Source organism: Pyrinomonas methylaliphatogenes, assembly GCF_000820845.2.
In the GTDB taxonomy this organism is placed as follows: domain Bacteria; phylum Acidobacteriota; class Blastocatellia; order Pyrinomonadales; family Pyrinomonadaceae; genus Pyrinomonas; species Pyrinomonas methylaliphatogenes.
Map to the genome: position 1 here is coordinate 473,715 of NZ_CBXV010000004.1, position 13,057 is coordinate 486,771.

13 protein-coding genes are annotated in these 13,057 nt (G+C 59.5%); 5 read left to right on the top strand and 8 right to left on the bottom strand.

Going from position 1 to position 13,057, the window contains the following annotated elements:
• Positions 1–285: 285 nt before the first annotated feature.
• Both PYK22_RS06580 and PYK22_RS06585 read right to left on the bottom strand, forming a co-directional pair.
• Complete coding sequence (locus PYK22_RS06580; RefSeq protein ID WP_157770716.1) at positions 286–1,086, bottom strand: anti-sigma factor; 801 nt, start codon at positions 1,084–1,086, stop codon at positions 286–288.
• A 45-nt stretch (positions 1,087–1,131) separates the two neighbouring features.
• Positions 1,132–1,707: a sigma-70 family RNA polymerase sigma factor gene (locus tag PYK22_RS06585; RefSeq protein ID WP_211197631.1), complete on the bottom strand. Its 576-nt coding sequence runs from the start codon at positions 1,705–1,707 to the stop codon at positions 1,132–1,134.
• Between the two features lie 402 nt (positions 1,708–2,109).
• Here PYK22_RS06585 and PYK22_RS18155 point away from each other — a divergent pair, with 402 nt between their 5' ends.
• From PYK22_RS18155 to PYK22_RS06605, 5 genes are all read left to right on the top strand, one after another.
• Positions 2,110–2,583 carry a ferritin-like domain-containing protein gene (locus PYK22_RS18155; RefSeq protein ID WP_211197632.1) on the top strand — a complete coding sequence of 158 codons (474 nt, stop codon included), beginning with the start codon at positions 2,110–2,112 and terminating at the stop codon, positions 2,581–2,583.
• A gap of 25 nt (positions 2,584–2,608) precedes the next feature.
• Positions 2,609–2,995, top strand: coding sequence for a ferritin-like domain-containing protein (locus PYK22_RS18160; protein WP_211197633.1), 387 nt, complete (start codon positions 2,609–2,611; stop codon positions 2,993–2,995).
• Between the two features lie 31 nt (positions 2,996–3,026).
• Positions 3,027–3,593: a PEP-CTERM sorting domain-containing protein gene (locus PYK22_RS16525; RefSeq protein WP_157770717.1), complete on the top strand. Its 567-nt coding sequence runs from the start codon at positions 3,027–3,029 to the stop codon at positions 3,591–3,593.
• A 533-nt stretch (positions 3,594–4,126) separates the two neighbouring features.
• Positions 4,127–5,320 (top strand): class I SAM-dependent RNA methyltransferase, encoded by a 1,194-nt coding sequence (locus PYK22_RS06600; protein ID WP_041975315.1) that lies wholly within the window; start codon positions 4,127–4,129, stop codon positions 5,318–5,320.
• Between the two features lie 38 nt (positions 5,321–5,358).
• Positions 5,359–6,540: a phosphopentomutase gene (locus PYK22_RS06605; RefSeq protein WP_041975317.1), complete on the top strand. Its 1,182-nt coding sequence runs from the start codon at positions 5,359–5,361 to the stop codon at positions 6,538–6,540.
• A 114-nt stretch (positions 6,541–6,654) separates the two neighbouring features.
• Here the strand turns inward: PYK22_RS06605 and mutM are convergent, their stop codons facing one another.
• From mutM to PYK22_RS06635, 6 genes are all read right to left on the bottom strand, one after another.
• Complete coding sequence (mutM, locus tag PYK22_RS06610; RefSeq protein WP_041975318.1) at positions 6,655–7,488, bottom strand: bifunctional DNA-formamidopyrimidine glycosylase/DNA-(apurinic or apyrimidinic site) lyase; 834 nt, start codon at positions 7,486–7,488, stop codon at positions 6,655–6,657.
• A gap of 290 nt (positions 7,489–7,778) precedes the next feature.
• Positions 7,779–9,257, bottom strand: a complete 1,479-nt coding sequence (locus PYK22_RS06615; RefSeq protein WP_041975319.1) for a phosphoglucomutase/phosphomannomutase family protein — start codon at positions 9,255–9,257, stop codon at positions 7,779–7,781.
• A complete protein-coding gene (locus tag PYK22_RS06620) occupies positions 9,254–10,297 on the bottom strand; it encodes a sugar phosphate nucleotidyltransferase (protein WP_041975320.1) in 1,044 nt (347 codons plus the stop codon). Before PYK22_RS06620 ends, PYK22_RS06615 begins: the two co-directional genes overlap by 4 nt.
• Positions 10,298–10,413: 116 nt before the next feature.
• Positions 10,414–11,244 carry an ABC transporter permease gene (locus PYK22_RS06625; RefSeq protein ID WP_083437664.1) on the bottom strand — a complete coding sequence of 277 codons (831 nt, stop codon included), beginning with the start codon at positions 11,242–11,244 and terminating at the stop codon, positions 10,414–10,416.
• Positions 11,222–12,205 carry an ABC transporter ATP-binding protein gene (locus tag PYK22_RS06630; protein ID WP_060635419.1) on the bottom strand — a complete coding sequence of 328 codons (984 nt, stop codon included), beginning with the start codon at positions 12,203–12,205 and terminating at the stop codon, positions 11,222–11,224. Before PYK22_RS06630 ends, PYK22_RS06625 begins: the two co-directional genes overlap by 23 nt.
• A gap of 15 nt (positions 12,206–12,220) precedes the next feature.
• On the bottom strand, positions 12,221–13,039 hold the full coding sequence (locus PYK22_RS06635; RefSeq protein WP_041975322.1) for an ABC transporter permease: 819 nt from the start codon (positions 13,037–13,039) through the stop codon (positions 12,221–12,223).
• Between the last annotated feature and the right edge of the window lie 18 nt (positions 13,040–13,057).

Below are 13,057 nucleotides of genomic sequence, written 5' to 3' on the forward strand. Positions count from 1 at the left end.
CGCCAGCGTGGAGACGGCAAGAGCCGCGCACATCAACGTGGCGGCGAAACAGAATCGGTAGATCGCCCGTTTAAAGTTCATCTTGGTTTCCTCCTTCGTCCTTGATCTGTTCTGTCTTCAGCTGCGCCAGATGACTGGCGCTCATTTCCGCCTGCCGCGTCAGCAGAACGAGGAACCAAAATGAAGCTAACAGCGAAGCTTCCGGCCAGCGGTTACCACTCTGGCCGTCACGTATGCGGTTACACTAAGTTACGTATCTGGCGGGGCTTTCGGATTTGGGTGGGATCAGGAGTTCGAGCCGAGCAAGTACTTTTCACCCGTCGGGACGCGCGTCCCTTGGGCAGGTTCAAGCGTGAGCGCGAAGGCTTTGGCATTACGCGCGATCGGAGGGATGAAGAAGCTGGTCTCGATATCGCCCTTTTCAGCTTTAAAAACATCGCCCGGCATGGCTTCGCCGCTAGACATGATGAACCAGAGCTGGTAAGCCTTGCCGGCGGGCGTAGGCGGCAGGTTGGTGGCGAAAAGGATGGCGCGTCCCGTGCGCGCGTCGTAGGCGAGTTTGGCGCGGGCGTGGGGAGCGACTTGCGTACCTTCTAGTTCGATGACCCGCGTTTGGGGGGCGGCAAGCAGCGCGCGCAGTTCGCGCTCACGGTCCAGTTCTGTGCGCAATTGTCGTTCGGTTCGTTCCGCTTGCGCTAGTTCCGCGCTCAATCGCTGCCTCTCTCGCCAAAGGATGAGGAGAAGAGCGAGGCAAATAATGACGACGAGCGAAGCGGCAAGGAGCCCCCATTTCAACCAGAAGCTGCGTGGCGGCGAAGCCGTGATAGCTTCTTCTGATGCGCTCGATTCAGCGGGCGAAAGGCGACTTCGCCGCACGCGCTCCAGAATGCGCGCGCGCGTCTCTTTTGCTGGAGCAATAGGCGGGGCGAGATGCGCGAGCATCGCTGCTGTGTCGCGTAGCTCGCGAAGCTCAGCGCGACACACATCACACTCCTCGAGATGACGGCGTAGCGCTTCAGACTGCGCCTGATCGAGAACGCCTAGCGCTTCAAGTTCAAGCATCTCACTGAAGTCTTCGTGTTTCATCCTCTTCATGCGCGACATGTCATCGTCACGCTGCCACTCGATCCTTTATCTTCTCCCTTCTGTGATCTTCTCACGGAGAATTTCACGCAATCTGCGCAGTCCAGCGCGCATACGAGTTTTGATCGTACCGAGCGGGGCGCCCGTGCGCGTGGCGATCTCCGATTGCGAAAGCCCTTCGAAGTAAGCGAGCAAGAGAACATCTCTTTGCTCTTCCGGAATCTCAGCTAGAGCGCGGCGCACGATCTCCCGTTCCTCGGTCCGGCTTAACTGTTGGGTTATTTCATCCGTCTCGCTCCAAGAGCTTCTGCTCGCTTGCATCTCTTTCCGATCACGCGAATTGCGCGCGCGCACGCGATCGATCGCGCGGCTGCGGGCGATGGTCACCAGCCAGGTGAACGGCCGCCCGCGCGCACCGTCGAATCTTTCGGCTTCTTGCCAGACTTGAAGGAAGACCTCCTGCAAGACGTCTTCGGCTTCCGATCTGTCATTCAATATACGGAGCAGAAGGCCAAATAGAATCGAAGCGTAGCGATCATAAAAAGCGGCGAGTGCCCGTTCGTCGCCTTGGGCGATGGCGCGAACGAGTTCGGCGTCCGATTGGTCCTGTGATCGAGGCTTCACGACCCTCAGTTTTGAATGCGCTTCTTCTGAATCCGCGCGTCTCCAGCGCGACCCGTCAGATCGAGCGCCGAAGTATAACACATTTTGGGATCGGACTCGTCTCAAAGGGAGAGGCGATTCGTCTGGCGAACCGCGGAAAGGCGGAACTCCTCCGCCTTTCCGCGTAGCGGTGATTCCCGCTCACGCAATCCGATCATCATGCGGCGCTCGTAGATAAGAGCGGACGGAGAAAAACTTGGTTCTAGGATCATCGGTTGCGCTGGTCGAAGCAACTCTGATCGCCTTCGTGCGATGAGTAAGGATCTTTTGCCAGCCAAAGCACGCGAAAAGTGCAGCGTTGCGCAAGCCTGATCGCCTTCGTGCGACGAGTAAGGATCTTTTGCTGAAAAGGAGGATCACCCGATGTCTGATTTGCTCGAGAAGATCAAGGAGAACCGTGCCGCTCGACGCCGTTTCATCAAACATGCCGGAATCGCCGGTCTCGGGTTGATCGGGGCCAGTCAAATCGAACTGACTCAAGTGATGGCGCAGAGCGGCGAGTTGAACGATGTCAATATACTGAACTTCGCGCTCAATTTGGAATATCTGGAGGCGGAGTTCTACGTCCGTTCGGCCTTCGGACGCGGGTTGAGCGACGGCGACGTGACGGGCACGGGCACGCTCGGTCCGGTGATCGGCGGGCGTCAGGTGCCGTTCACAACGCCGAGCATACGCGAATATGCCGAGGAGATCGCTGCCGACGAGGAGGCGCACGTCCGTTTCTTGCGCGCTGGCCTAGGGAGCGCCGCTGTCGCCCGTCCGACGATCGATCTGCAGGATAGTTTCACCAAGGCGGCACGCGCTGCTGGTTTGATCGGGCCGATGGATACGTTTTGATCCTTACGCTGATGAGAACAATTTCTTGTTAGCGGCTTACATTTTCGAGGACGTAGGCGTGACCGCCTACAAGGGAGCAGCGCGCTTTTTGACGAACAAAGACTTCCTCGAGGCTGCTGCCGGAATTCTCGCCGTCGAAGCTTATCACGCGAGCAACATTCGCACCGTGCTTTATGCGCGCGGTTTCTTCGATGCGGCGCAGCGCATCTCGGATCTGCGCGATGCTGCCGATGGACCGGCGGATCTCGACCAAGGGATCTTGCTCAACGGTAAAGCTAATATCGTCCCCTCAGATGGAAACGGCATCGCTTTCAGCCGGACGCCCACACAAGTTTTAAGCATCGTCTACCTCGGCGGGCGTTCCGCTGGCTTCGGCTTCTTCCCGAATCGAATGAATGGTGCCATTCGGTGAACGAAAACTTTTCGCTGCGGAGGAAAGAACCATGCGTTTCAAGTTGACGATAGCTTCCCTTTTGATTCTGGGATCTTTGAGCATGGCGCAAGCCGCAACCTTCACCTTTACGGGAAACACGTTCACCAACCCAGACGGTCGGTTCAATCGCCCCGAAGAGAACGGGATGATGCTCTCCTCGTTAGGATCGAACGTCCCCTACAAAGTCTTCGGTTTCTCCGTCACTAGTCCTGGCTCGTACACGTTCGTTCTTCAATCTCTGGAGCCGGTCGTTTACGATCCATTCTTGGTTCTATATGCTAGCTCTTTCAACCCCTCAAGCCCTCTAAGCAACTTCGTCGTGGCGAATGATGACCTCGCTGGCGACACCACACGTTCAGGCTTTACCCAAACTCTGTCGACAGGGGTTAACTACTTCCTCGTCGTCACGGGCAAGATCGGCGATGGGATGTCGCTCTTTGAAGATTCCGGCGCTTTTCAAACGACAATCACTGGACCAGGAACGATCGTGCCCGTCCCCGAGCCGGCCACGATGATCTTGCTCGGCACAGGATTAGTAGGCGTTGGGGCGGCGTTGCGTCGGCGTCACAATGGTTAAATGAGTGCAAGGCGAGATGATTGCTTTCACCGCTCCACCGATTTGATGTGTGACTTTATTGTAGACGGGTAGGGGGATTAGCGACTCTTGGCCGGCGTGGCTTGGAGCCAGTTCGTCGAAAGACGGGCTGGCTATTTTTGCGCCCCAATCGTTGGCGAAGTTTCGTTGCTAGATTGAACCTTGGATCTAATGGCTCTTCGGAGAACCGATCCCTCGCTGCAATAGTGTTCAAAGCGCCTTCCTCTTTTGGGTTCGACGTAGAGCACGACGAACGCGATCGCGAACGAACAGGCAATAGTGTTCAAAGCGTCTTCCTCTTGTAGGTTCGAGCTAGGCTAGCGTCGAAGCTCGAAACAGGGTTAGAGACTCGTCTTCTGCCAGCCTTTTCAGAGATAATGTTCAGCGTGAAAGTTGTTTAACAACGCGCGCGTCTTCGGCCTGCTTTTCAGAGATAATGTTCAGCGTGAAAGGTCGGTCATCGAAAGAGCGAAAGGGTTGCCCCGTTTTGGCCATTGCGGTGAGGTTGTAAGCGGATGCGTGTGGGAGATGAGCTAGAAGCGAAAATAGAAAAGATCGTTCCGGGAGGCTGGGGGCTTGCGCATGTGCCGGATGGGACGCTGCTGGTGACACTCGCTGCGCCCGACGACGTGGCGCTCGTCAAAGTGGAGCGCGCGACATCGCGCGTTTCTTTCGCTTCGGTCGCTCAGATTATCGACCCTTCGCCTGTGCGCGTTGCGGCTCGTTGCCCTTTCTTCGGAACGTGCGGCGGTTGCGATTTTCAGCAGTTACGTTACGATGCTCAACTTGCGGCGAAGGTAGAGATCGTACGCGACTGTTTGCGCCGCATCGCACACATCGAAGCGGACGAGTTGCAGATCGTCGCTTCGCCGGTTGAATGGCGTTACCGCACACGAGCGGAATGGCAAGTGGATCGTGAAGATAGGCAGGTGGGATACTTTAAATGCGGCTCGCACAGCGTTGTCGAGATCGGCGAATGTCCAGTCCTCGTTCCACCGCTCGAAGAAGCGCTTCTGGCTCTGCGTGCGGCGATCAAAGAGTCGGCGAAAGCGCCCGCGATCAGGTCCGTCTCCGTCGCTGCTGGCGATGATGGCAGCATCTCTTTTGCGCCACGCGCGGTCGGACAGTTGCTTCCGCGTTATGGTCAGCAGCCGCGCGAGATCAGTCGGACGATCGCCGGAAACCAGTACCGCTTTGACGCTGAATGCTTTTTCCAAGTCAACGCTCACATCCTCGATCTATTGATCGAAGAGGCCGTCGGAGAAGCGCGCGGGCGGACGGCGCTCGATCTCTACTGCGGCGTAGGGCTATTCACGCTGCCGCTTGCGAAGCGTTTCGAGCGCGTCATAGCTGTCGAAGAGAATCGAGCGGCATGCCGTTACCTGAGTCGAAATGCGGAAGAAGCTGGCGCGAAGAACGTCGAAGTCAGAAGATCATCGGTTTTGGCTTGGTTACGTTCTGGGCCGATGATCGGCCCGGTTGATTTCGCGCTGCTCGATCCGCCGCGGGTTGGATTGGAAAGCGAAACGATCAAGCGGATGTTGAGCTTGGCCGCGTCGCATCTCGTCTATGTCGGTTGCGATCCGGCGACCATGGCGCGAGATGTCCGAAAGTTCATTCTCGGCGGCTACCGTCTTCATCGCGTGCGCCTTTTCGATATGTTCCCGCAAACGCATCATGTCGAGACGGTGGTCCATCTGGTGCGCTAAAATTCTCCAGACAAAGATCCAATGGGGAGTGCGGGGAAATGAACGGCAATCTCTTCAATCGCGTCGTTTTGATCGTTCTCGATAGCGTCGGCATCGGCGCAATGCCGGATGCTGACCGATGGGGTGACGAAGGCGCCGATACTTTGGGGCACATCGCTGAACTGCGCGGGTTGCATGTGCCAAACTTACAGCGGTTGGGATTAGGCAATATTCGACCGTTACGCAGCCTCGGGCCAGTCAACTCGCCGGAGGCTTGCTACGGTCGTTGCGCGTTGCTGTCCAACGGCAAAGATACGACCACAGGACATTGGGAGATCGCGGGCATCATCTTGGAACGCGCTTTCCCGACCTATCCGCAAGGTTTCCCGCCGGAGATCATCGCGCGATTCATTGAAGAGACGGGCGTGCCGGGGGTGCTCGGCAACGTGCCCGCTTCGGGGACGGAGATCATTCGCGAACTCGGCGAAGAACATATGCGAACCGGCAAACCGATCGTCTATACGTCTGCCGATTCCGTCTTCCAGATCGCCGCGCATGAAGAGGTCATCCCTGTGGATCGTCTCTACACGATGTGCGAAAAGGCGCGCGCCATCTTACGCGGCGAGCACGAGGTCGGGCGCGTCATTGCGCGTCCGTTCATCGGCGCGCCCGGAAACTTTCGTCGCACGGAACGGCGGCGAGATTTCGCCGTGCCGCCACCGCGCGAAAACTTGCTCGTCGCGTTGGCCGAGGCCGGGTTGGATGTGGTGTCGGTCGGCAAGATCGCTTCGATCTACGATTACGCGGGCATCACTCAGGCGCTCCCATCGAAAGACAATGCGCAAGGCATCGATCAGACCATCGCCGCACTTTGCGAACCGACGCGCGGACTGATCTTCACGAATCTGGTCGATTTCGACATGCTCTACGGGCACCGCCGCGATGTCGAGGGTTACGCCCGCGCGCTCGAGTATTTCGATGCGCGCTTGCCGGAGATCGAAGCGGCGCTCAAGGACGATGATCTGCTGATCCTCGCCGCCGATCACGGCAACGATCCGGCTTTCCGCGGCACGGATCACACGCGCGAATACACGCCTCTGCTCGTCACGGGGCGGCGCGCGCGCCGCGGCGTCGATCTCGGCACGCGCCGGTCGCTCGCCGACATCGGCCAGACGATCGCCGACAATTTCGGTCTGAAGTTGAAGGCCGGAGAGAGCTTTCTCGCCGACATCGCCGAGTGAAACCGTTCGCCTCATGCTTGAAGCGAGGTTCGCGCGTTCGTCAACTGCGTGGCGAAAAGCGCAACGTCAGGAGCGATCCCTCTGGTCGAGACTCCGGAAAGCACGTTTGGGCGGTTAACGACGCTGGCACCGCGGACAAAAGTACGTGGAGCGTCCGGCGTGGACCACCCTTTCGATGCGCGCGCGGCAGACGAAGCACGGTTCGCCCTCGCGATCGTAAACGCGCCAGCGTCCTTCATATGCGCCGCCGTAGTAGCTCCCATCTATGTTCATCGGATCGACGTTGAGCGTCGAGCCGTGCGCGATCGATTCGGCGAGCACATCGAGAATGGCGCGATGAAGGCGTGGGATGCGACGAGGCGCGAGTTCCGCCGCGCGGACGAACGGATTCGTGCGCGCCAGAAACATCGCTTCCGCCGCATAGATGTTACCAAGTCCAACCACTTTCGATTGATCTATGAGCGTCTCTTTGAGCGTGCGCCGTGATCGCGCGAGCGCGCTTCTGAGGTAGTCCACTGTAAACTCCGCGGAGAAGGGTTCGGGCGCCAGCGTTCGCAGTTCGCGCGCGGCATCGAGTTCTTCGGTGGATAGGAGTTTCATCATCCCGAAGTGGCGCTGGTCGGAGAAGATGAGACGTTGTCCATTGTCCATCTCGAAGATGGCGTGCGTGAATTTAGGCAGCGGTCTGTCCGGCGGGAGGATGAGGAAGCGACCGGACATGCGCAGGTGGATCAGCAGCGCGCGACCGTTGTCGAGTTCGATGATGATGTACTTGCCGCGACGCCGAACATCACGGACGCTCGCGCCGCCGCATCCTTGGGCGAAACGCTCCGGCGTCGAATCGGGAAGAAGGCGCGGGCGAAGGACGGTTGCGCTGGTCCAGCTTCGACCGACGATGAACGCTTTCAATGCTCGCGCGACGAGTTCGACTTCTGGCAGTTCGGGCATAGACGATCTTGGCGAAGCGCGCTTCGAGGCTTTTCGCGATCCAGACACAGGTCGCGATTACGTTTTGAGACATAGGCGATCTTGGCGAAGCGCGCTTCGATACTCCGAGCGACGATCATCCGCCGCCTCGATAGCACTCAACTTTGGGCGACGATCTCGGTGGCGCCTCGGGACTTCAAGCGACGTGCTGATCGACGGAGGATGCCGAGGCGCATTCTAATCCGATTTGGCTCGCCGCGCTTTGCACCGAAGCTTCAGCGTCGAGCGAAATCCCACACTTGCGTCCGTCTTTACGCTTTGACGGCACGCGGCGCTTGCGCAATCGCGCACCCTTCATCGAGCAGCGCGTTCATCTTCTCGACCGAGGTCGCTTCCGCGTAGATGCGCAAGACGGGTTCAGTCCCCGACTGCCGGAAGAGGAGCCACGATTCATCGTTGAAGATGAGCTTGGTTCCATCCATCGTGGAGATCGACTCGACCCGGTAGCTGGCGACTTCCGCGGGCGTCTTCTCGGCCAATTCAGCCACCAGCGCTTTGCCGCGCGAAACTTCCATGTGTAGATCGCGCCGACCGAAGTAGAATTCGCCGAACTCGCGGTGCAGATCGCGCACCATCTCCGACGGCGGTTTGCCGGCGGTCGCGATCGCTTCGAGGAAGAGCAGGGAATTCAGGATGCCGTCGCGCTCGGGGATGTGCCCTTTGACGCCGATGCCGCCCGACTCTTCCGCGCCGAGCAGGATGTCCTCGCGCAGCATCAGATCGGCGATGTATTTGAAGCCGATGGGCGTGTCGTAGAGTTTCAATCCGTGGGCATCGGCGATCCGTTTCAGGAGCACGGATTGCGAGAAAGTGCGCACCACGCCGCCGGTCATCCGTCGGTGGCGAGCCAAGTGCAAGAGGACGAGTGGCACGACCTCGTGCATGGTCATCGTCTGGCCCAGTTCGTTGACGGCGCCGACGCGGTCAGCGTCGCCATCGGTCGCCAAGCCGACGAGCGCGCCGGTCTCCTTGACGCGCTCTTTGAGCGGGCCGAGGTTCTGGTCGATCGGCTCGGGATTGACGCCGCCGAAGAGCGGATCGCGATCTGGACGGATCGTCTCCACTTCGAGCGCGCCGCCTCGGAGGAAACTTTCGACCCAACGCGCGCCTGTTCCATGCATCGGATCGACGATGATGCGCGCGCGCAAAGCCCGCAGCCGGTCCAGATCGACATAGCTTTCGATCTGCACGCGATAGTTTGCCACTGCCTGCTCTAGCTCTTCGCGGCCTTGCGGAACATACTCTTCGCGGCGCGGCTCGTGTCGATCGACGAGCGCTTCCACCGCCGAGGTCGTCTCGGGCGTTGCGCTACCGCCCCATGGCGCTTTGATCTTGAAGCCGTTGAACTCGGGCGGATTGTGCGAGGCGGTGATGACCACGCCGCCATCCGCTTTGCGATCGCGCACCGCCCAAGAGATGACCGGCGTCGGCATATCGCGTTCGAAGAGGAAGACGCGAATCCGATTTGCCGTAAGGACTTCGGCGGTCAGATGAGCGAAATGTTCCGAAAGGAAGCGCCGGTCGTAACCGACGACGGCGAGCGGCAGCTTCTCGGTCTGTCTTGCTTCGGCGCGCGCCGTCATCTCGCGCTGTGCGCTCTCCTCGAGCAGGTAGTCGGCGTAAGCCTGTGCGACGCGCGCGACGTTGGCGAAGGTGAACTCGCGCGCGATCACGGCACGCCAGCCATCGGTGCCGAATCTGATTGGCGCTCGTTCCGTCTTCTCGCTCATAGATCCCCTCCCGTTTGCGTGTAGTCTGTGAGCGAAGTCTTATCGCCGAGCACGGCGCCGTGCCCGATCTGCGCGAAGCGACCGATATGACATCCGCGCCCGATGATCGCGCCGGAGACGTGCGCGCCCGCGCTGATGCGCGTATGCGGCCAGATGACGGAGTTTTCGATGCGCGCTTTCTCTTCGACGTGACAGCCTTGACCGAGCACGGAATTGATGATCTCTGCGCCAGCCTTGATCACGCAGTCGTCGGCGATGATCGAACGCGCATCTATCTCCGCTCCGCTCGCTTCGAATTTACCCCGCCTCTCCGTGATCTTGATTCGACCGACGCGATCGTTCAGCAGGTCATCGTTCGCTTGCCAATAGCGCGCCGGAGTGCCGATGTCGAGCCAGTAAGTGTCCTGCGGGATGTGCGCGTAAAACGGTTCTTCGCGCCGCAGAAGGTCCGGGAACAGTCCGTACTCGAACGAATAGTTCTCGCCCGCTGGGATCAGGTCAAGCACGCGCGGCTCCAGCACGTAGGTGCCGGCGTTGATCGTGTTGACGCTCACCTCTTCGATGTTCGGTTTTTCGATGAAGCGGAGCACGCGGCCATCCGCATCGGTTTCGACCAGACCGTAAGAGCTCGGATTCTCGACCGGCGTCAGGACGATGGTCGCAACAGCTTTGCGTTCGTTGTGCTGGCGGATGACGGCCGCCAGGTCGAGATCGGTCAAGATGTCGCCGTTCAAGACGACCGTCTGTTCGCGGATCATCTCTTCGGCGAATTTGAAAGCTCCGGCGGTGCCCATCGGTTGAGGCTCGACCGTGTAGCGGAGTTTGACGCCGAAAGCGGAACCGTCGCCCAAGAGTTGTTCGATCTTTTGCGGTTGATAGGAGAGCGATAAAGTGATATCGGTGATGCCAGCTCGACGCAGCATCTCGATCTGATAGAGCAGAAATGGCCGATTGCAGATCGGAACGATCGGCTTCGGCGTATGAACTGTCAAAGGGCGCAAACGAGTCCCTTTCCCACCTGCAAGAATAAGCGCTTGCATAGTCGTCTGCCAGGCTTAAACGTAAGATTTTCGTTTCGAACAACGAACTTCGAGTCTAACATTGGCTGGGCGCGACTTTCAAACATCGCCAATGGCGGTGAAACCGGACCGGTGACTCAATATTGAACGAGGCTGCCTTCGCGTTTAGCGCGACGGATCGCGCGCCCGAAGACCCAAAGCGAGAACGGGAGAAGGACGGCGAGGAAAACGGCAAGCGTCAGGAGCGGTTCTTTAACTTCGTTCAAGCCTTTCCCTTCGATCAATACTTGCCGGATCCCAGCTAGCCCATAAGTCGGCGGCAGGACCCGCGAAATGGCGCGAAACTCGCCGAGGAATTCGGTCGGAAAGAAGACTCCGGAGAAGAGCGCCGAGCCCGTGCCGAGGAGTACGCCGAAAGGATCGCCTCGTTTGAAGACCATCGCGAAACTCGCCGATAGTATGCCGAGCGAAGCGAGCACCAGCGTCGTCAAGATCAGGAAGAGGGCCGCGAGCGGGAAGCTGCCGCGAAAATGCACGTCAAAGAGGATCCAGCCGAAGAACAGATAGAGGAAAGAAAAGAAGGTCGCTTGCACGAAGTCCCAAGCGGAACTGGCGATGACCAAGGTCGGGATATCGATCGGCGTCATGAGCACGCTTTCGAGCGTCCCTTGCGCTTGTTCGACGCGAACGGCGTTCGCCAGACTGGAGAACCCGGTCATGAAGTAGTTGAGCACGGCCAATCCCGTGATCCAGGCGGCCAACGGATCATGCCATGCTGCCAGCGCCACATCGCTTCGCCCGCCGAAGATCTTGGCGATGAAGAAGAGCGTCGTCACCACTAGCAGCACCGAGAGGATACGCAAGGAGAATTCCATTCGATAGCTGATCGCCAACCGGAAATCCCTCGCGACGAAAGCGCGCACGCGGCGCGACAGGATAAGCAGGTTAGTCATAGCTTTCGAGAACATCGAGCAGGGTCGCCTTTTCCGTTTGACAGTCTATGATCGTCGCTCCGCGAGCGTATAAGTTACGGAGCGCGCGGTCAAGCGCCTCATCTTCAGGCGCGCGCAGGAAACGAAGTTCGACGATGCCATCGCGCTCCGCGCTCTCGAGCGTGGGGATGAAACCGGCGAGCGCTTCGATGGCCTCGTGGCGTGTGAGGTTGCGGATCGTCAAGCTGACGCGCTCGGTTTGGCGATGACGCGCGCGTAATGCTTGCGGCGCGTCGAGCGCGACGATGCGCCCGCGACTGATGATCGCAATGCGCGCGCAGAGTTCTTCGATCTCGTGCAGGTTATGCGAGGTGAGGAGAACGGTCGCGCCGTTCTCGCGCGCAGCGGCGGCGATCATGGCGCGCATCGAAGCTGCCGCTACGGGATCGAGCGAGCGCGTCGGCTCGTCGAGCAGCAGGACGGGCGGCGAATTGAGCATCGCGCGCGCGACGGCAAGCCGTTGCCTGTTACCGCTCGAAAGTTCGGCGAAGCGACGGCGCGTCTGATCGGATAGCTCGAACTGGTCCAGCAACTCTGCGACGCGGCGGCGCGCCGCACGCTCCGGCAGCCCATAAAGTCGTGCGAAGAAGAGCAAGTTTTGCTCTACGGTCAAGCGCCAATAAAAGCTTCGCTCCTCAGCGGTCGCCAACCCGATGAGCGCGCGCACGCGCTCTTCATCGCGTACAGTATCGTATCCATGGACCAGCACGCGACCGGCGGTCGGTCGGATGAGCGTCGCGATCGTCTTGACGAGCGTCGTCTTCCCGGCGCCATTTCTGCCGATCAGGCCGAAGATCTCGCCCGCCTCGATCTTGAACGATACTCCGCGCAACGCTTCGGTCGGTCGTTTCGTCGAGCGGCGGAGGAAGCGGAGGAGTCCGGCCAGAGGGACCGGATAGGTTTTGTAGAGATTTTCGATAACGATCGCGGCGCTCATCTGCAATCGTAGCGCTTATCGGTCCACATGGCGGCGCGGGTCGAGCCGTTCGCGCAACCCGTCGCCGACGAAGTTGAAGGCGAGGACGCTCAGCGCGACAGCGGCGCCCGGAAAGATGAGCGCGTGCGGAGCCGTTTGCAACGTCGCCAGATCGCGCGCCTCTTCGAGCATTACACCCCATGAAGGCGCGGGCGGCGGGACTCCCAAGCCGAGAAAAGACAGCGAAGCTTCGGACAGAATGGCGCCGGCCATCCCGAGGCTCGCTTGGACGATGAGCGGTTGGATGGCATTGGGCAGGATATGCCGCCACAAAATGTATAGATCGCTTGCGCCGAGCGCGCGCGCCGCTTGAACGAACTCGAGTTCGCGTACCTTGAGCACTTGCGCGCGCATGACGCGCGCATATCCGACCCAACCGATGATCGAAAGCGCGAGGATGAGCTTGTTCAAACCGGCGCCCAGGAAAGCGACCATCGCGATCGCCAGCAGCAATCCCGGAAAGGCGAGGAAGACGTTGAAAAGATAACCGGCGATGAAACGGTCAACCCATCCGCCATAGTAACCAGCGATGGCGCCGACGATCGTTCCAACTGTCGCTGAGATGATCACCACCGTCACGCCGACCCGAAGCGAGATGCGCGCCCCGTAGATGACGCGCGAGAAGATGTCGCGCCCGGTCGCATCGGTGCCAAAGTAGTGGGCGGACGATGGCGGCAGATAGCGCGCAGAAAGATCGGTCGCGCCGACATCATGCGTGGCGATCCATGGCGCGAAGAGCGCAGCTATGACGAGCGCGAAGATGATGATGAGCCCGACTTTAGCCAAACGGTTCATATGACGATCCGCTCTGTG